This window comes from Bacillus sp. VT 712, from assembly GCF_001614195.1.
Classification (GTDB): Bacteria; Bacillota; Bacilli; order Bacillales; family Bacillaceae_H; genus Priestia; species Priestia flexa.
Genome location: NZ_LWBK01000010.1, coordinates 138,958 through 158,537 on the forward strand (window position 1 = coordinate 138,958; position 19,580 = coordinate 158,537).

The window sequence follows — 19,580 nt, forward strand, 5'->3', positions numbered from 1 at the left end:
ATACTGTTCTATTTTATATATGCTTAAAAAATATTAAGTAGTTCGTTTACCATTAAGACAATAAACAATAAAATACAGACAGCTAGCATGATGTTATTCCATAACGGATTACGATACTGTTTTTCTACTCGCTTTGAATTTAAAAGCCAAAGTAGCGACAGAGCTAAAAATGGCATAAATAACGCTCCTAGCGCCCCGTATGCCATAATAAGGCCAACAGGCTTTCCAATAAACAATAAAAGCATGGAAGGAAATGTTAACCAGATTAAATACGCACGGTATGGTTTGGTTTTCTCCACGACGACCCCTGGATTTTTCGCCTCTTTTTTCATAATGCGAACAAAATCAGCAAATAGATATGGTACACCGTTCCATACCCCTAACAATGACGTAAAGGAAGCTGCCCAAAAACCGATTAAAAACAGCCAGCGCATCGGTTCATTAAAGCGCTCGCCTAGCATACTCGATAACTGAATAAGACCTTGTTCACCACTCAACGTTATGCCTGTCCCAAATAAAAACTCCGCTCCTACTACGAGAAGAGACAGCGTAAAGATAGCGGTTACAATATAAGCAACAGCTGAATCAAGGCGCATAATTGAAATCCACGAACGATGGTTCCAGCCTTTTTCACGAATCCAATATCCGTAAGAAGCCATTGTAATAGAACCACCTACTCCTCCAATTAAAGCTAGAGCGTTCATCAGCGATCCTTCAGGTACTTTTGGTACCATGCCTCCAGCAAGTGCTGTTAAATTTGGAGATAGTAATATGGCAGTGCCTACAACCGTAACAAACATGATGCCAACAAAAACAGTCATTAGCTTTTCAACCAATGCATATCTCCCATTCCAAACTAATAAAAAACCAATAAGTGCATGAATAATAGCCCAAGCCCAAAGCGGGAGCTGAGGAAATAACGCATGCATGGCTAAGGCACATGATGATGAAACAGCAGCTCCAAATACAAACCCCCAAAGGACTGAATACACTCCAAAATAGCTGGTAGCCCATTTCCCCATTGAATTCCAGCCTTCTAAAATAGTTTGTCCAGTTGACAATTGCCATCTTCCTACGCCTTCATTTAAGTAGTACTTTAAAATGGCCCCTACTACAATAGCCCATGCGAACGTCATCCCAAGCGTCGCCCCCGCTACCAATGCGGCTACTAAATCCCCTGCTCCTACACCCGTTGCAGCCGTAATCAATCCCGGACCTACTTTTGAAAGTCGACTCCTCAGCCGAGTAGGTGCTTCATTCGTATGTAATTCTACAGTCATACAATTCCCTCCTTTGTTTTACTAGACTCTCGTTATCTATTATACTATTTTTTGTAAATTTTAGAAAGTTTAGATTTTTCAACCCTTTCGATATTTTATTTATCATTGACGCTTTTTTCTTTTTTCTACTATACTGAAATGATGAACTCTTAATGAAACAAGGTGAATCTATGGACTTTAAAATTAATTTCTTATCTTTTTACGTCATCCAAGTAGATGGTAAAGACGAGCAAGCAGACAAACGCTACAAGCATTTTCAAACGCTGAATACAGAAGAATACGAAGAAAGCTCAATTAAAGACTTCTTAGACGGTGAGTTTAAAAAAATTGTTAAACGTAAGGTTGAACGCCATCCAAAAGCTGAACAAGTTCCTACAAAGCTTGGTTACTTTGTCACGGAACCTGGGCACGCATTAGATTCTAATCCTAACTATAATTTATTTCATCGCACGCGCTTTGCAACGGCAAAGGAGGAATTTGAGGAAAATAGCGAACAGTTTATTCACGCATATTTAGATACCGCAGCTGTACGAGGCGGTGCTTTTTTAGTTATATCCGCTGTACCGCGCAAATATTTCGATCAGGCGTTTGTATTTATTTTAAAATGTGATTTTGAGCCCAAAGTTGCCTCAATCACCGATGAATCAACGCTCATTCGCCATGTCGAAATGGCCATTACAACCAAGAACATGAAGTCTATTCAATACCCATACATGCCTGAAGAAGGCATGGTCGAAGAAAGCGAACTTGTCATCCACCAAGCGTCTCACGCTCGTTACTTTGAAGACTTCTTGAAATTCATTGACTACAACGAGCCGATGCCCGAGATTATGAAAACACAAGTGATGGATATGGTGCGTGAACACGTCAGCGAAACGTTTGAAGCAGAAAGCGTAGAACTCGAACAGTTTGAATCAGACATGGAACTGTGGGCAACAAGTGAAAAGCGTGAGCTTCAAGAACGTTTGGATACCCATCAAGTTATGGAAGCTGCTGCTCATATCGTCGAGCATACGCCTGATGCCGAGCTTAAAATGAAGCTTGGCGAAACGGAGATTAAAGGACTGTTAGCGGATTTCGGGGAAAATATTCACTTAGCGAAAGTGAACGGACGCTATGTGGCGTTAATTGAAGCAGAATCGATTTTGTTTGAAAAAGGCGCGTCTCCAATTGAGTTTCATAAGCCTGGGGATTTGCACGGGATTATTGAGAAAATCAGCAGTAAGCGCTGGGAAGAATGAGCCAAAAATAATAAACGGACGCATCTATTTTTTACTTTACTTGCAATACTGAACTGTTTCTGTTATTCTTAAGAAGAATTATTTTTGTTCGGTAAGGATTGACAAGTTAACAACTTTCGTCTGAAGATTTGAGCAAGAATAGTAACACAATGTGTGCAAAGCACACGAGGAGGCAACAACAATGGAACAAGGTAAAGTAAAATGGTTTAACGCAGAAAAAGGTTTTGGATTCATCGAGCGCGAAAACGGAGACGATGTATTCGTACATTTCTCAGCAATCCAAAGCGAAGGTTTCAAATCTTTAGATGAAGGTCAAGCTGTAACTTTTGAAGTAGAGCAAGGTCAACGTGGACCTCAAGCTACTAACGTTCAAAAAGCGTAATTAATACGGACATCTATGTACAGACTCTACTTGTAGAGTCTGTTTTTAATTTACATTGAAATTTGGACATAATAAAAACCCTACTCACGAATGAATAGGGAACATCAAAACACAGATAGTAACTGGTAAAGAAAATGGTAAACTTAGTATAGCATAGTATTCTTATAATACCTAATTTTTTATTACACATCTCATGATAATCAGTAACTAACCATCCACTGCGATATCCGCCCTCTCCCTCTTTCTCCTCGTCTTAACTTTCACTTATTTGTACAGTTACAATAATTTGTTTACATTCTACTTTAAATATTCTCAAAATACAGTATTTTAAGCTCATGCCTTTTTTAACTAATGGCACATTAAACAAACAATCACTACTTTAGACTCAACTGTAAGAGCTATTTCAGATGGCTCAATAGAAAATGCAGATACAAGCTTTTGGGACACGCTTGCCTCCCAAACAACTCGCCCTTCTGGAGAAGACGAGTAATAAAAATTATCACAGGAAAGCGACTGATAGGCGCTTTCCTTTTTTTCTATTTATAACAATTGTACCCTTTTCCCTTTGCTGAACTATTGATGAAAAGCCTTAGCTCCTACCTCTCCTCTCACCTTTTGCTTCCATTGCTCTATTTTTAAGTGTGATATAGCACAAAACACTCTCCCATTCTAAGTAAACATGATGAAACAATAGAAATGTTCAAAAAACATTGACTATCTTTTCTTTTGTTGATATGATTTTTCTATTGGTTTTTGAGCCAATGTTAAATTGAATATTCCCCAAGCAATGATTGTTGTGGATAACACTACAACAGGAGCAGCTTCTGGAGAGACCGCTTAGGCGGCGCCGAAGGATTCACAATCTCAGGCAAAAGGACAGAAGAGTAACGATACATACGTATGTTATTCGATGACCTATTCGAGATTGGATTCTTCCAATCTCTTTTTTTATTTTCTATATTATTTTTGAGGTGATTATTATGCAACAAAAGCGCGCTGTGGTTAGCGTAATTGGACAAGATCAAGTAGGGATTATTTCAAGCGTCACAACTGTCTTATCAAATCAAGGTGTTAACATCCTCGATATTAGTCAGACAATATTACAAGATTTCTTTACGATGATGATGATTGTCGATGTATCAGCTATTGAACTAAACTCGCTACAACATTCTTTAAATAACGTTAGCGAAGAGCTTGGTTTAAAAATTCACGTGCAGCTTGAAGAAACGTTTCAAGCTATGCATCGCGTATAAAAGGAGGAATAAATATGAGTATTGCTTTAACAGAAATGATGGAAACCATCCGAATGGTTCAAATGGAGAACCTCGATATCCGTACAGTAACAATGGGTATCAGTTTAAGAGACTGTGCTGATTCTAACTTTGAAACAATGAATCAAAATGTCTACAACAAAATTGTTTCATATGCAGGTGAATTAAAAGAAACTGCTGAACAGGTTGAAAAAGAATATGGAATTCCAATTGTAAATAAACGTATTTCAATTACTCCTATCGCAGAGATTTTAGGTCATGCAACGGTTGAACAAACAATCACGCTCGCTAAAACATTAGACCGTGCTGCACAACAGGTTGGTGTCGATTTTATCGGAGGCTTCTCAGCTCTTATTCATAAAGGAATTTCAAAGAGTGATCAAACGTTGCTAGACGCGTTACCTGAAGCTCTTAGCGTAACAGAACGCGTTTGTTCTTCAATCTCAGTAGCCACCACTCGTACCGGTATTAATATGGATGCTGTAAAACAGCTCGGCGTTATTATTAAAGAAGCGGCTAACCGTACAAAAGATCGTGATGGCATTGCTTGCGCCAAGCTGGTTGTGTTCTGTAACCCTGTTGAAGATAATCCATTTATGGCCGGGGCTTTTCACGGCTCAGGTGAAGGTGAAGTGGTCTTAAACGTAGGTGTTAGTGGCCCTGGTGTTGTTTTAAATGCACTAAAACGTCATCCTAATGCTGATTTAGGTGAGGTATCTGAAGTAATTAAAAAGACGGTATTTAAAATTACGCGCGCTGGTGAGTTAATTGGACGCGTAGTGGCTGAACGACTAAACGTTCCCTTTGGCATCATGGATTTATCACTGGCTCCTACTAATGCTATTAACGACAGCGTTGCTGAAATTTTAGAAGAAATTGGGTTAGAACGTGTGGGTACTCATGGTACAATTGCTGCGTTAGCACTTATGAACGATGCTGTGAAAAAAGGAGGCGCAATGGCTAGCTCTTACGTTGGTGGTCTAAGTGGGGCTTTTATTCCGGTCAGTGAAGATAACGGGATGATTAAAGGTATTACCGACGGTTCTCTAAATCTATCAAAACTTGAAGCGATGACCTGCGTATGTTCTGTTGGTTTAGATATGATTGCTTTAACAGGAGATGTTAGTCCTGCTACGCTTTCAGGAATGATTGCTGATGAAGCGGCAATTGGAATGATTAACAAAAAAACAACCGCAGTACGCGTTATCCCTGTTCCCGGTAAAAGTGAAGGTGAAATGGTAGAATTCGGTGGTCTTCTAGGACGAGCTCCAGTCATGGGTGTTAACCCTTATAGCTCTGAGCGATTAGTAAATCGCGGTGGACGAATTCCTGCTCCCCTACAAGCATTGATTAATTAAGTAAAAAGAGTCAGCGTAATCATTACTCTTCACGCTGACTCTCTTTATACGCTTGCAGACAAGATTTGCAAATGCAAGAATGACTAGATTTTGCTTTTAACGCATCTGGAAACTCTTCTTCTGCGCACCAGCAAGTAAACTCTTCTTCTTTTAAAACATGCTGACATCCATTCTTTTTTCCACACAGTGGACAGGTTCTGTTAATCATAACTCACTCTTTCTTTACATCCCAATGTGTAGCTTTATCAAAGATCGGCTTCCATATGCGCTCCGGTAAATAGCCAACTCCGTAGGAAGAACCAAGACCCATTGTTGATACAATAAGATGACGACATCCTTTTTCCCAAAACCTGCTGCTTGCTTTCACCTTTACATCCTGAATCTTTCTGCGCTGCATAACCGTTGTTTTTCGAGTAATAAACTGCGATCGAATACTTAAAAATTCATGGGTCATCGCTACGCCTCCTTGGTGATATCCAAACCATGTTAACAACGAAGTAGCTAACAAAATGACAACCACTCCCCACACAAGCTGAACTTTCCAAAAGCTGATTGCTACTGCTGCAATGCAAGCTGTAATGAAGACATATGATAGCTTATACCATACATAATTGCGCACTACGTTTGGCTTAAACTCAAGATAACGATAAGTAGGAAGATACTCTGAAAAAACCTCCGTTATTTCCTTTTGTTTTAAAAATGGGTGTAAATACACTTTTTGCTCTAAATCAGAAGTTACGACTTTTAACGAAATGGCTCCCCAACCAAATAAACGCTGAAGCAAACCTTCTTCAACTGTAACCGCCTTAATTTTTTCAAAAGGAATCGTAAGCGAGCTTTTGTTTAATAGCCCGTATTGAACTTGAAGGTGCTTTTCATAGCGCTCCACCATAAAATTACCAAAGCGGATTACGTACAAGATAATAGAAAGTATATATGCTATGCATAAAATAAAAAATACTAATATGATAATAGCTAATATAGACTGCGTAACAATCTGTTCATAAGCATCTTGAATCCACGGGTTGATTAAGTCATCCACGTATTCGTATAGTACACCCAGTCCAGCAAAGATATAGCCAAAGTTCGCCGATAGCGCAGCAGCAATCACTAAGCGACTGGTGGGCACCTTTAATGTTTTAATGATTTGTTTTCTTTCAGGACTCTCTTCTACTGAAAAAGACTCCCCTGCTTGCAGCATTGTTTTTAACTCATGGGCGTCTTTCATTAAAACACCTGGTAAATCGACTTCTGCACCCATTCCTGTTCCACCTGCTGTTTCAATACGAAGCCGTGCCAGTTTAACTAGGCGAAACAGAAAAGGCTGATCAATTTGAATCGATTGAATACGCGTTCGTTGGATAAAACTATTTTCTTTTTTAAAGACTCCTTTTTTAATTCGAATTTCTTTTTCTGTAACTTCGTAGCGAAATGTTTGCCATTTAACAAATGCAAAAAACAAGCTGATACCTATAATAATTAAACCAACCCACCAGTATGTCAGTACTTTATCTCGCTGAAGAATGATTAAAAATGCAAATGGTAAAATATTGTCTTTTATGTACTTTGCAGCTTGAACAATAACGGCAAGTGGGTGCAGCTTTTTATTCATATTCGTCCTTCACCTCTGCCATCTTTGCGATTGTTTCGCGTAAATTATTTGCGTCTTCTGATTGTAGTGCCGGAAATTCAAGAAATCCTGCAGCTGTTACAACATTAATTGAAGCCAGACCGTATTTACGCAAAATTGGCCCCGTTGATGTTTCCACATGTTGAACCTTCACAATCGGCACTTTTGTATGATTCCAGATAAACAAACCTTTTTGTACTTCGATATGCGTCTCTGTTAGTTGATACGAATACACTTTCATGTAAATGCTCGGAGCGATGACAACATAAACAATAAAGCTAACGATTAGCAGAGCTCCAGAAACCCAAAAAATCCAGATCCACCAATTAAAAAAATAGACAAGAACATAATAACCAATCGTTCCTGCTAACCACAATATATGTGGCAATAGCGCTTGAATTCTCATTGCGCTTTTTGCTTCGGAAGGTAGCTTCCCCTGTAAATGTGTAATTTCCATATGTATTTCCTCTCAATTCATGTATTCTTTCTTCTTATACGCTTGAGCTGCCCAAAAAGTTTCAATAATATGTATTTTTTCATATTTTTTCTAATTTGTATACAAAAAGAGAGTAGGACATACCAAAACAAATTTTCAACAAGACGAACACTCCCTTTTCTCACCTCCTTACATTGTCACAACATGTTCGTTCCATTGCGCTACGGCCACTCGCTTTCCGCGGGGAGGAACCTGAGCTTCCTCGCTATGCTGCGGGATCTCCGTTTTCCCTCTCTTTCCCGCAGGAGTCGAGTGCCCTACGCTCCATTCCACCCTGTTTCCAAACTAGGTTTTCCCAATCAACAAAAAACCTGAACGATTAAAAGTGAGGAACTCTCAATCGTTCAGGTTTATCATTGACTGAATTACTTATGTCCCAGCCTCTTTTTATTCATTATTGATAAACGTTCTTTTTTACGTCACTTTGTACTGCTGCGCGCTCTACTGCTTCAGCAACAGCTTCATGTACATTAACATTTAGCGGATGAGGCACTAGATCCCCTGGCTTTGTTGAATTTGCAATCGCTTCTGCAGCTGCAACTAGCATTTTGTGAGTAATATCACGAACACCAGCGTTTAGTACGCCACGGAAAATACCTGGGAATCCTAATACATTGTTTACAGAGCGTCCATCTGTTGCATAAATTGCACCAGCTTCTAACGCATCTTCTTGTTCGATTTCAGGTTTTGGATTTGATAGAGCCAAAATAATTTGTCCCTTTTGTACCCATTCTTTTTTAATAAGTCCTGGTACACCAGTTGTTGCAATAACAATATCACTTTGCTCCATTAGCTCTTCTAAGCTATCAACTGTTTCGCCTCCATAAGAGCGAAGACGATCTTTTGCTTCTTCAGATTTATCAGCGCCAACTACGCTTTCGACACCATATGCCATTAGCATGCGGCATATGGCAATACCAGCTGCCCCAAGGCCAATTTGACCAACGCGAGCTTGTTTTAAGTTAACACCTGCACTGCGACAAGCTGAGATAGCTGCAGCTAACGTAACTACGGCCGTTCCATGCTGATCGTCATGCATAACAGGAATGTCTAGTTCTTTCTTTAAGCGCTCTTCCACTTCAAAACAGTGTGGAGAACCAATATCTTCAAGCAAGATACCACCAAATCCTGGTGAAATATTTTTAACTGTTTGAATAATTTCTTCGGGACTATTTACATCTAATAAGATAGGAATAGCATTAATATTAGTAAGCTGATCAAAAAGAGCTGCTTTACCTTCCATAACAGGCATACCAGCTACTGGTCCAATATTACCTAAACCCAAGATTGCTGTTCCATCTGTTACAACAGCTACAGTGTTGCTAATGCTTGTATAAATTTTTGCTTTTTCCGGCTGTTCTTTAATCGCCATACATACGTTAGCTACACCTGGTGTATACACGCGTCGTAAATCCGCTAACGTTTCAATTTTCATTTTACTTTTCATTTGAATTTTCCCGCCTTCGTGAGCGTGTAAAACTTCATCTGAAACTGTGTGTAGCGTAATTCCGTCCAAGCTACGAACTGCATCTAATAATTCTTCTAGCTGCTCTTCGCTCTCAACCTGTACAGTAATACTTCTTCGCGTATAGTTATGGCCTACCTTAACTGTTTCAACCTCGCCAATATCGCCACCTACGCGACCAATTGCCGTAGCTACTCGTCCTAGATTTCCTGGTACGCTTGGTGTTTGAATCATTAAAGTACGGATAATATTGCTCATGTTGACTCCTCCATTTTTATCATTTTAGTGTTAATTATCAGTCTGTCTACTTGTCTAACGATTATTGACGATCAAAAAGTGAGTTACCTGCAATACCTGGATTTGTCATTTCATAAGGATTTAAGATTAAATCTAGCTCTTCTTCTGTCAATACGTCATATTGTAAGCAAAGTTCCCGTACAGATTTCCCTGTCATAATGGCTTCTCTGGCAATACGAGAAACAACTTCATAACCTAAATGTGGGTTAACAGCAGTAATGACGCCTACGCTTTTCTCTACATATTCTTTCAACCGTTCTTCGTTTGCTTCAATACCTTCTAAGCAATATTTTGTAAACGCGTCAAAACCGTTGTTCATAATGCTAATAGACTGCAGTAGGTTAAAGACAAGCACAGGCTCCATTACGTTTAACTCAAGCTGTCCTGCTTCTGAAGCTAAGCAAATGGTAGTATCATTTCCAATAACTTGGAATGCTACTTGGTTAATCAGCTCTGGCATTACTGGATTTACTTTTCCAGGCATAATAGAAGATCCCGGCTGACGAGCAGGAAGGCTAATTTCTGCTAAGCCTGCCCGTGGACCTGAAGCCATTAAGCGTAAGTCGTTTGCAATTTTAGACATATTCATCATACACACTTTTAAAGCAGCAGATACTTCGGTATAAGCGTCTGTATTTTGCGTTGCATCCACAAGGTGCTCAGCGCCATATAATGGTAGTCCACTAATTTCTGCTAGATATTTCACAACGTTCTCGATATATTTCGGATCAGCATTTAAACCTGTTCCTACCGCTGTTGCTCCCATATTCACTTCATATAAGTGTTGGCGAGACTGGCTTATACGTTTAATATCTCGCTCTAAAACACGGCTATATGCAGCAAATTCTTGTCCTAAACGAATAGGTACTGCATCTTGAAGATGTGTTCTTCCCATTTTAATAATTGGATCAAACTGCTTCGCTTTCTTTTTAAATACTTCAACCATCTTGTCCATTGTTGCTAATAAATCATCTAATAGGCGCAATGTTGATAAATGAATAGCCGTCGGGAACACGTCATTCGTAGATTGTGACATGTTTACATGACTGTTCGGACTAAGCTTTACATAATCACCTTTTTCATACCCCATTAGTTCTAGCGCTCGGTTTGCGATAATTTCGTTCATATTCATATTCATTGACGTACCCGCTCCACCTTGAATCGGATCTACAATGAAATATTCATGCCATTGACCTGCAATCACTTCGTCAGCCGCCTGTACGATAGCGCTTCCAATACCATCGTATAATCGTTTTGTATCCATATTCGCCATAGCAGCTGCTTTTTTGATCATCGCAAGAGCACGAATCATCTCTTTGTTCACTTTGTATCCAGTGATTGGAAAGTTTTCAACTGCGCGCATTGTTTGGACACCGTAATATACGTCTTTTGGAAGTTCTTTTTCGCCAAGAAAATCTTTTTCAATACGACTTTGCTGTTCCTTTTTCGCCATACTGCGACCTACTTTCTATTAGTTAATCTTTATGTGAGCGTGCTTAATTCTCAGCTTTTTTGTTTTAACTAGCGTACTACGCTGTATGACACCTTCTATTAAACACTTAATATACGCTTTGATTATAAAGAAAATTATACTAATAATCAAGGTAACTCCAAAAGAGGTTTTACTTTTTTTAGTATCAAAACAAAAACACCTGTTCTCATTTCTATTAATCGATTATTTTTTATCATAAAAAAGGGTTTTATCATAAATAAACGAAATGTTATGACTATACGCTGTGAAAAGGAGGACCTGTATATGAAAGCCATTTGTGTATTTGCTGGATCTAATTCTGGTGTTCATCCTCACTATAGAAACGTTGCCGTAGAACTTGGAGCGTATATGGCTCAACACGATTATAAATTAATTTACGGGGGCTCAAAAATGGGCCTGATGGGTGAAGTAGCCAATGAAATGTTAAAGCATGGTGGTCACGTAGTTGGCATTATGCCAAAAGGACTATTTAGCGGTGAAATTGTTCATACCGCCCTCACGGAATTAATTGAAGTAAGCAGCATGCATGAGAGAAAAGCCACCATGCACGATTTATCTGACGGCTACATCGCTCTTCCAGGAGGGTTCGGTACGTTTGAAGAATTGTTTGAAGCACTTTGTTGGGCACAGATTGGAATTCATAAAAAACCAGTTGGATTACTCAATGTTAATGGATATTATAATGCGTTAATGAGTATGGTTGAACATGCTGTAACAGAGGGCTTTTCACAAGAATCAGCCATTCAGCTTATCAATATTTCAAGCAGCCCGCAATCGTTAATTTCATCAATGATGAACTTCACTTCTCCTTCCACTCGTTACACAAAATGGAACAACACTTCTTCTTAAATCAAAAAAAGAGTACGCTACTGTACTCTTTTTTTATTTGTCTTCTACATATTTTCTATCCACTTTGGACATTCTCTAAAAAAAGAGAGAATAGGGAGATGGTGTCATGGAGCACATTTTTGATTTGCTGTTACGAGGAATATTAGCTTATTTTTCTCTGCTTATCTTAACTAGAATTATGGGAAAAAGAGAGCTATCCAAGATGAACTTCAGTGACTTTGTTGTGGGAATCACCATTGGATCCATTGCTGCTACGGGCGCGGTTGACCATAACCAACCTTTTACTAACTATATACCAGCTTTGGTCATCATTCTCGTCCTTGAAATTTTATTTTCTTACCTTTCAATGAAATTTGATAAATTTCGGCTATTAAACAATGGTGAACCCATTATCTTAATGGAAAACGGGCGAATTCTTGAACAAAATTTAAGAAAGGCACGCTTAAATGTCGAAGAGCTTGCTAGTCAGCTTAGGCTTCAAAGTATCTTTTCTTTTCAAGATGTAGAAACGGTCCTTATTGAACAAAACGGTGGCTTTAGCGTGCAGTCACCAAGCTGTCACCATGGAAGCAATGAGCATTGTTAAAAGCCGCAGCGGACTACCTCGGCTTCTCATTAAAGATGGAAAGCTAGTTGAAAAAGAATTAACTGCGTCCTCTTTTACACTCGACTGGGTGCACCAACAGCTCTCTATTCGTAATATCGCCAGCATTTCTGATGTTATGCTTGGTCAAATTGACCGTAGTGGCTTTATCTATATTGATTTGTATGAAAAAGAACAAACGACGTAACAATTTCTGCTGCTTCCTGTGAATTTTTGCAAGAGTCTATCAATAAAAGCGGTATTTTCTCGACTGCTCTGGGATTTATTGTTGGAGCAGGAACTTTTACAGTATTCGATGTATTGTTAGCTAGAAAAGGTGGTCATAATCCCAAGCGCTCTACTTCCCAATGTAAACAAAGTTCTGGTTTAGATTATTTTTCTTATCAGCTATTGTAAAATTATCCTTATGATGTATATAATTACAATGTTATTTTCAAGCAAAGAATGGAGACTTATCATGCGCTACTCTGCTTTTTTATGTTGTTTTTTTGTTTTTATCACGCTATTAGTTGGATGCCAAGCTATAAATAATGCTTCTCAAAAGAATGATTCGATTGAAGCTGAAAAATTAAAGGCTAACCACTATTCATATAATGAAGATCAACGTGATGCTATTTCTGTTATTAATGAGCTTCCTGGACATGAAAATGTTCATAACGTAACGTTGCAAACCCAAAAATCTCCTTCCTATATTTCAGTTGATTATACACAAGCATCGACCGAAACGAGCAGGCAGTTTGAACACAATTGGTCGGCGGATTTTACTAAAAAACGCGTATTCAACAACGCTACCATACTGCTTGGGTTGATTGACCATGCTGATTCTGTCCACTTTAACGTTCATACCGTTGTTCCTCAAAGCATTACGATTACACGTGCAGAACTAGAAGCATTCTATCGACATCCGCTTACACCAAATGCTTCAAAGGGTATTCAAAACGTTAACGTTGAAAACAATAACAATGAGTATAAAATAAATGAGTTTTTTCGTCGTCACCCAATTACAGAACTAGACTAATCACTCTGTGCGAAGCATCTTTTAGCTGCTTCGCTTTTATATGCCTTTTTGCCCTTACGTGTGTGATCTAGGAAACTTCCTTTCACGTAACTTGAACAAAAATTGAACTACCTGTTCTTTTGTAGTACGATATGAACATATTGTCATAGAAAGGAATTATTAAAATGGCCTATAAAATGATTGTACTAGATTTAGATGATACTCTTTTACGAGATGACCATACAATCTCTCCCCGTACAAAGCAAGCTTTAATGGATGCGCAAGAAGCCGGAGTAAAAGTTGTGCTAGCTTCCGGTAGACCAACCTATGGCATGATTCATATTGCTGAAGAGCTTCGACTAGCTGATTACGGAAGCTTTATCCTCTCCTTTAACGGAGCAAAAATTATTGATTGGCGTACTAAGGAAGAATTGTTTAGTAGTACATTATCACCTGAAACCGTTCATCAATTAGATGCATTGAGTAAACAAGAAAACGTATTGATTCATACCTATGTAGGAGATGAAATTATTACGGAAGTAGAAAACGAATTTACGGATATCGAAAGCAATATTACTGGCTTACCTATTAAACTAGTACCTAGCTTCGTTGACGCTGTGAAAGATCCTGTTGTAAAAGTCTTGATGCTTGCACCAAGTGAAGAGCTGGTTCATGTTGAAGAAAAGCTACAAAAACAGCTTGATGGACAGCTAAGCGTTATGCGCTCAAAACCATATTTCTTAGAGTTCACAGAAGTTGGAGTAACAAAAGGTACAAGCCTTGATTTTCTTATTCAGAAGCTAGGGATTACGCGAGACGAAGTAATTGCCATGGGCGACAGCTATAATGATGTAGCCATGATTGAATTTGCGGGTTTAGGCGTTGCGATGGGAAATGCACCTGAAGATATTAGAAAGTTAGCAAATCACGTAACAGATACAAATATGAACGATGGTGTTGCGAAGGTAGTAGAAGAATTTGTTTTAAATCGTTTAGCCGTTAAATAAAGAAAAGCCAGCTGGCGCTGGCTTTTTTATGTGTCATTTTGTTGTAACAAGCTCTGGAACTTCATTTGTTTGAAGCATTTTATTGCGTAAACCTTCCACATCGATTGGTTTCCTTGCCACCCCTGAATCCATTGCCGCTTTCGCTACGGCAGCTGCAACATGAGCTGCGACTCTCTTATCGAATGGATCTGGAATTACATAGTCAGCATGGATATTTGTTTCATCAATTAATCCAGCAATTGCATACACTGCAGCTACTTTCATTTCTTCGTTAATTTCTTTTGCTTGTACATCTAGTGCACCGCGGAAAATGCCTGGAAAAGCTAATACGTTATTGACTTGGTTAGGGAAGTCTGAACGTCCTGTACCAATCACTAAAGCTCCTGCTTCTTTCGCTTCTTCTGGCATAATTTCCGGAACTGGATTTGCCATAGCAAAAATAATTGAATCATCATTCATTGAACGAATCATTTCTTGTGTAACGGCTCCTGCTGCTGAAACACCAACAAAAACATCTGCATCTACTAATGCATCCGCTAAGGTACCTTCTTGTTGATTTTTGTTCGTCATGCGTGCCATTTCTTCTTTAAATGGATTCATACCAACAGGACGTCCTTCATAAATAATTCCTTTTGTATCACATAATATAACGTCTTGCACACCCATGTTTAAAAGAAGTTTTACAATGGCAACACCTGCAGCACCAGCACCGTTTGCTACAACTTTAATATCTTCAAGCTTTTTATTTGCTAAGCGTAGCGCATTTAACAAACCTGCAGCCGTAACAATTGCCGTTCCGTGCTGATCATCATGAAAGATTGGGATATTACAAGCTTGTTTTAAGCGTTCTTCAATTTCAAAACAGTAAGGTGCTGCAATATCCTCTAAGTTAATACCGCCAAACGTAGGTTCAAGAAGTTTAACCGTTTCAACTACCTTGTCTGGGTCCTCAGTATTTAAACAAATAGGAAATGCATCGACGTTTGCAAATGACTTGAATAGCAATGCCTTCCCTTCCATAACTGGCATTGAAGCACCTGCACCAATATTACCTAATCCAAGAACGGCTGTCCCATTTGAAACAACGCCAACCAAATTCCCTTTCATCGTATAATCATAGATTTTCTCAGCATCTTCTGCAATTTCAAGACATGGCTCTGCTACTCCTGGTGAATAAGCAAGGCTTAAATCTTTTGCGCTTTGAACTTCTACTTTGGAATGTACTCCAAGCTTTCCTTGTTTTTCTTTATGCATTTTAAGTGCTTCTTCACGTAATGTCATTTTATTTGTCAACGTCCCTTCTTTTATTAGCTAAATGCTTTCATTAATAATGTTGCAATAATTACTGTCGATGCGCCTCCTAAACGAGTTGCTACCTGAGCAAACGGCATAAGTGACATTCGATTTGATGCTGATAAAATGGCAACATCTCCAGTTCCTCCAAGACCGCTATGGCAACCTGTAACAATGGCAGCGTCAACCGGATACATTTTTAATAGTTTACCAACAAAATAACCCGTTCCTACCATCGCAATTACAACAGATGCACAAATTACGATATAAGCAGGTGTGATAATTTTCACAACGTCATCTAATGGAATAAATAAAATCCCTAAACCAACCATTAGTGGCCATGTTAAGCTTGATGAAATAAATTTGTATAAATGATAAGATCCTTGTTCCATCTTTTTCGGCATAAGCTGTAAAGATTTGACTAGTGTTGCTGCTACAATCATTAACACCGGACCTGGGATTCCTAAAAATTTATGAGCTAAGCTACCGAAGATAAAGAACGAACAAGCAATTAATACGCCTGCACCCATTAAAGAGAAATCGACAGGTTTATCAATGTTTGTCTCCTCGTTCATTTTATCTCCGCCTGCTGTTTTAACTAATACACCGTTACCCGTAAGTTCCGGTTTGCTTTCTCCTAAGCGCTTCATCATACCCGCACAGATAACGGCTACAATGTTTCCAATTACAGCAGCTGGTATCATTTGTGATACAAACGATTCCGCTGAGTCACCTAGAATCTGAGAATACCCTAGAGAAAGCGGAAGAATACCTTCACCGATCCCTCCTCCAATAATTGGGACAATAATATAGAAGAAAGTATGCTTCATTTCATAACCGAATAGTAGTCCTACAAGTAGACCAACCCCAACTGATGCCAGTGTCCCAACAACTAGTGGAATAAACATTCTGGTAAAGCCTTGAATTAAAACTTTTCGATTCATTCCCAAGATACTTCCCGCTACTAAAACTGAAATATAAAAATAGAGAAAGTTTGATGTTTTCATTAATGTTGTTACCGCTTCCATAGAAGCAGGGTTTATCAAATTATAAAAAACTAGAATGGATGGAACAAGCAATGCTAATATTGCGGGTCCACCGATATCTTTTAAGATAGGAATTTTCATACCCAAGTCTCCAAGTAAAATCCCCATTACCATAATAACTGCAAATCCACCGATCATATCGGGTGGAAGCTGATTATAAACAGATGCTCCGTAAACAATTAGCGCTAACACAACGTAAAGTGGGAGCGGAAGTACACCTACTTTTACATCGTTAATTTTGGCCCATAGCCCTTTTGATTTCTTAGGTTGTTGATACTCAGAAAACGTTTCCAATTTACGAGCTGTACCCATTCCCTTAACCTCCTGTCTTTCTACAAAGTCTATGATACTTAATGTTCAGATAACTTGATACGTTTTGTAACTTTTAAAGCACTTTTGTAACTAAAAAAATTAAATGATTAAAATGTATAGAGCTAGCCATGTTCGGCTAGCCTTAAAAGTGTAGTGAATATTTTAACAATGTTTCCATACATATATAATAATGACGAATTGAGAGTAGGAGGAAATAGTTATGCTCAAACCTGATACAGCTATCATTTTAGGTCTAATGATTGAAGAGCCGTTTACACGATTAGAAGATGAAGCGATTAGGCATATTGCCGTAAATGAGCTTGAAAATGGATTGGCAGTATTTAATGAAGCATCCAATCTTTATTACGAAAAATTTCTTTATTTTGATGAGCACACGAAGGTACAGCTTCGTAAAGAAGTTTTCTCGCTTCATTTAACGCTGAACCAAATAAAAAATGCATATGCTAATGGTTATACATCCGAAGCCGTTCATATCTATCAAATTATTGCTGAAACTGAAAACTCAACGAATACGATGAACGCTCTCTTTCAATTTCCCACTTATAACGGTGAAGAAGATGATCAAAGCTACAGGTCATTTATGAATATCTTTGGATCAAAAAAATAAAGAGTTTGGGACATAACAAAATGATTGCTTCTAAAAGACGAACACTAGTTGTTCCCATCTCTTTGGTTTGTCTCAACTCGTTCGTTCCATTGCGCTACGGCCACTCGCTTTCCGCGGGGAGGAACCTGAGCTTCCTCGCTGCGCTGCGGGATCTCCGTTTTCCCTCTCTTTCCCGCAGGAGTCGAGTGTCCTACGCTCCATTCCACCCTGTTTCCAACATTGTTTTCATAACCAAAAAAACCTGAACGATTAAAAGTTATGAACTCTCAATCGTTCAGGTATAGTAGAAGCTGAACTACTTATGTCTCAGTCTCTTTATTAATTAATCCCCTTCATTAATTGCTTAATTTTTGAAGAAGAAAGGAAGATGATGATACCTAGAACAACAGAAATTCCACCTAATAATCCGAAATATGAGGATTGTGAAATCCCCTCATAGAATCGAACGATTTGTGCGTTGATTGCCTGTGCAGCTGCGCTTGCTAAGAACCATAAGCTCATCGTTTGTGCGGAGAATGCTTTTGGCGCTAGTTTTGTTGTTGTCGATAATCCACCTGGGGATAAGCAAAGCTCACCAATTACAACTAAGAAGAAGCTTAAAACAAGCCATAATGGACTTGTTAAATGATTCGCATCACCTGTTACTGACGGGATAACCATTACTAGGAATGAAAAACCGGCAAATAACAATCCTAAAGAAAATTTTTGCGGTGTAGACGGTTGGCGATCTCCAAGCGTTACCCACAGCCTAGCAAATACAGGTGCTAATAAAATAATAAATAACGGGTTAAGCGACTGGAACCACCCTACTGGAATTGTAAAACTTCCATAAGTTAACTGCGTTGATGTTTCAGCATAAATGGCTAAGATTGTTGAACCTTGCTCTTGAATTGCCCAGAACATGACAGCAGAAATAAATAATGGAATATAAGCAAGTAATCGAGAGCGTTCAACATCAGTTGTTTTGGAACTACGATACATAACGGTGAAATAAATAATTGGAATAATAACAGCTAAGAAACTAATGAATGCAATAACATTCGTTAGAGTTAAGAAGCCTGCTACTCCTGCTATAATTAAAAAGATTACGAGAACAGCAACGATTAAACCAATAATTCCAAACGTTTTTTTACGCTCACCAGGCTTTAACGGATTTGGAACTTCCGTACCTGCTAAACCTAGGTTTTTCTTTTTTGTCATAGAAAAAACAATTAATCCACCTAACATTCCAACTGCTGCGGCACCGAAACCTAAATGGAATCCGTAGTTTTCTCCAAGCGTAGATACGATTAATGGAGCGATAAAAGCACCTAAGTTAATTCCCATATAGAAAATACTAAATGCGGCATCGCGTCGGTTGTCGTTCTCTCTATATAAGTCTCCCACAACACTTGAAACGTTTGGCTTTAATAAGCCTGTCCCTAAAATAATAAACAGCATGGCTACTAAAACACCGTTAAATCCGGCTGGAAGAGCTAAAACGATATGACCAATCATGATCAACACGCCGCCCCAGAACACTGTTCTTGAGGTTCCTAATATCCTATCAGCAATCCATCCGCCAATAATTCCTGACATATAAACAAGCGCTCCATAAATGGACATAATGGATGCTGCTGTTCCATTATCAATACCTAGTCCACCTTTAGACACTTCCGTATATAAATACACGATTAGAAGTGCTTTCATTCCATAATAGGAAAAGCGCTCCCAGAACTCAGTGAAAAATAGCGTAAATAATCCTTTTGGATGGCCAAAAAATCCTTTTTGAGGAACACTTTGGACAATTTTCTCTTTATCAAGCGACATATTTTACATCCTTTCTCTCTATCTTTCTCCCTTTTTCCCCTGTTTACTAATTTTTAAAATATCAAAAAATTATGATGATATATAATTAGAAACAATAAAATTTTATTCTTATAAAATGATTCT

Annotated in this window: 19 protein-coding genes, 1 pseudogene and 1 riboswitch; of the genes and pseudogenes, 11 read left to right on the forward strand and 9 right to left on the reverse strand. The window is 38.6% G+C overall.

Annotated elements, in window-relative coordinates; translation table 11 throughout:
- Positions 1 to 23 precede the first annotated feature (23 nt).
- On the reverse strand, positions 24 to 1,280 hold the full coding sequence (locus A2U94_RS06800) for an Nramp family divalent metal transporter (RefSeq protein WP_061786198.1): 1,257 nt from the start codon (positions 1,278 to 1,280) through the stop codon (positions 24 to 26).
- Between the two features lie 170 nt (positions 1,281 to 1,450).
- Between A2U94_RS06800 and A2U94_RS06805 the strand changes: the two genes are divergently transcribed.
- From A2U94_RS06805 to A2U94_RS06820, 5 genes and pseudogenes are all read left to right on the forward strand, one after another.
- Positions 1,451 to 2,521 (forward strand): DUF3900 domain-containing protein, encoded by a 1,071-nt coding sequence (locus A2U94_RS06805; protein WP_025908890.1) that lies wholly within the window; start codon positions 1,451 to 1,453, stop codon positions 2,519 to 2,521.
- Between the two features lie 181 nt (positions 2,522 to 2,702).
- Positions 2,703 to 2,903, forward strand: coding sequence for a cold-shock protein (locus A2U94_RS06810; RefSeq protein WP_025908891.1), 201 nt, complete (start codon positions 2,703 to 2,705; stop codon positions 2,901 to 2,903).
- 358 nt (positions 2,904 to 3,261) lie between these two features.
- A pseudogene (locus A2U94_RS21780) lies at positions 3,262 to 3,393 on the forward strand (carboxypeptidase); the annotation flags it as partial.
- A gap of 324 nt (positions 3,394 to 3,717) precedes the next feature.
- A riboswitch (glycine riboswitch) is annotated at positions 3,718 to 3,793 on the forward strand.
- Between the two features lie 90 nt (positions 3,794 to 3,883).
- Positions 3,884 to 4,156: an ACT domain-containing protein gene (locus tag A2U94_RS06815; RefSeq protein ID WP_025908892.1), complete on the forward strand. Its 273-nt coding sequence runs from the start codon at positions 3,884 to 3,886 to the stop codon at positions 4,154 to 4,156.
- Positions 4,157 to 4,170: 14 nt separating this feature from the next.
- A complete protein-coding gene (locus A2U94_RS06820; protein ID WP_025908893.1) occupies positions 4,171 to 5,532 on the forward strand; it encodes a PFL family protein in 1,362 nt (453 codons plus the stop codon).
- A 22-nt stretch (positions 5,533 to 5,554) separates the two neighbouring features.
- Here A2U94_RS06820 and A2U94_RS06825 read toward each other — a convergent pair whose 3' ends face one another.
- The 5 genes from A2U94_RS06825 to aspA form a co-directional block, all read right to left on the reverse strand.
- On the reverse strand, positions 5,555 to 5,740 hold the full coding sequence (locus A2U94_RS06825; RefSeq protein ID WP_025908894.1) for a cysteine-rich CWC family protein: 186 nt from the start codon (positions 5,738 to 5,740) through the stop codon (positions 5,555 to 5,557).
- A 3-nt stretch (positions 5,741 to 5,743) separates the two neighbouring features.
- Positions 5,744 to 7,144 (reverse strand): PH domain-containing protein, encoded by a 1,401-nt coding sequence (locus A2U94_RS06830; protein WP_025908895.1) that lies wholly within the window; start codon positions 7,142 to 7,144, stop codon positions 5,744 to 5,746.
- Positions 7,137 to 7,619 carry a PH domain-containing protein gene (locus A2U94_RS06835; RefSeq protein WP_025908896.1) on the reverse strand — a complete coding sequence of 161 codons (483 nt, stop codon included), beginning with the start codon at positions 7,617 to 7,619 and terminating at the stop codon, positions 7,137 to 7,139. Before A2U94_RS06835 ends, A2U94_RS06830 begins: the two co-directional genes overlap by 8 nt.
- Positions 7,620 to 8,052: 433 nt before the next feature.
- Complete coding sequence (locus A2U94_RS06840) at positions 8,053 to 9,381, reverse strand: NAD-dependent malic enzyme (protein WP_062686890.1); 1,329 nt, start codon at positions 9,379 to 9,381, stop codon at positions 8,053 to 8,055.
- Positions 9,382 to 9,442: 61 nt separating this feature from the next.
- Positions 9,443 to 10,873 carry an aspartate ammonia-lyase gene (gene aspA / locus A2U94_RS06845; RefSeq protein ID WP_025908898.1) on the reverse strand — a complete coding sequence of 477 codons (1,431 nt, stop codon included), beginning with the start codon at positions 10,871 to 10,873 and terminating at the stop codon, positions 9,443 to 9,445.
- 303 nt (positions 10,874 to 11,176) lie between these two features.
- Here aspA and A2U94_RS06850 point away from each other — a divergent pair, with 303 nt between their 5' ends.
- From A2U94_RS06850 to A2U94_RS06870, 5 genes are all read left to right on the forward strand, one after another.
- Positions 11,177 to 11,761, forward strand: coding sequence for an LOG family protein (locus A2U94_RS06850; RefSeq protein WP_025908899.1), 585 nt, complete (start codon positions 11,177 to 11,179; stop codon positions 11,759 to 11,761).
- Positions 11,762 to 11,867: 106 nt separating this feature from the next.
- Positions 11,868 to 12,347 carry a DUF421 domain-containing protein gene (locus A2U94_RS06855; protein ID WP_025908900.1) on the forward strand — a complete coding sequence of 160 codons (480 nt, stop codon included), beginning with the start codon at positions 11,868 to 11,870 and terminating at the stop codon, positions 12,345 to 12,347.
- On the forward strand, positions 12,334 to 12,552 hold the full coding sequence (locus tag A2U94_RS22285) for a YetF domain-containing protein (RefSeq protein ID WP_160169872.1): 219 nt from the start codon (positions 12,334 to 12,336) through the stop codon (positions 12,550 to 12,552). Before A2U94_RS06855 ends, A2U94_RS22285 begins: the two co-directional genes overlap by 14 nt.
- Before the next feature lie 270 nt (positions 12,553 to 12,822).
- Positions 12,823 to 13,383 (forward strand): DUF4825 domain-containing protein, encoded by a 561-nt coding sequence (locus tag A2U94_RS06865; RefSeq protein WP_025908902.1) that lies wholly within the window; start codon positions 12,823 to 12,825, stop codon positions 13,381 to 13,383.
- A gap of 164 nt (positions 13,384 to 13,547) precedes the next feature.
- Positions 13,548 to 14,369: a Cof-type HAD-IIB family hydrolase gene (locus A2U94_RS06870; RefSeq protein WP_025908903.1), complete on the forward strand. Its 822-nt coding sequence runs from the start codon at positions 13,548 to 13,550 to the stop codon at positions 14,367 to 14,369.
- Between the two features lie 33 nt (positions 14,370 to 14,402).
- On the opposite strand, the gene ystJ is transcribed toward A2U94_RS06870, so the two are convergent.
- Complete coding sequence (gene ystJ / locus A2U94_RS06875) at positions 14,403 to 15,650, reverse strand: NADP-dependent malic enzyme (protein ID WP_035320327.1); 1,248 nt, start codon at positions 15,648 to 15,650, stop codon at positions 14,403 to 14,405.
- Between the two features lie 26 nt (positions 15,651 to 15,676).
- The gene (locus A2U94_RS06880) at positions 15,677 to 17,020 is read right to left on the reverse strand and encodes a 2-hydroxycarboxylate transporter family protein (RefSeq protein ID WP_062686889.1); all 1,344 of its coding nucleotides are present in this window, start codon (positions 17,018 to 17,020) and stop codon (positions 15,677 to 15,679) included.
- Between the two features lie 220 nt (positions 17,021 to 17,240).
- Here A2U94_RS06880 and A2U94_RS06885 point away from each other — a divergent pair, with 220 nt between their 5' ends.
- A complete protein-coding gene (locus tag A2U94_RS06885) occupies positions 17,241 to 17,648 on the forward strand; it encodes a hypothetical protein (RefSeq protein ID WP_025908906.1) in 408 nt (135 codons plus the stop codon).
- 318 nt (positions 17,649 to 17,966) lie between these two features.
- On the opposite strand, the gene A2U94_RS06890 is transcribed toward A2U94_RS06885, so the two are convergent.
- Entirely contained in the window at positions 17,967 to 19,457 is a 1,491-nt protein-coding gene (locus tag A2U94_RS06890) for a peptide MFS transporter (RefSeq protein WP_062954489.1), read from the reverse strand.
- Positions 19,458 to 19,580 lie beyond the last annotated feature (123 nt).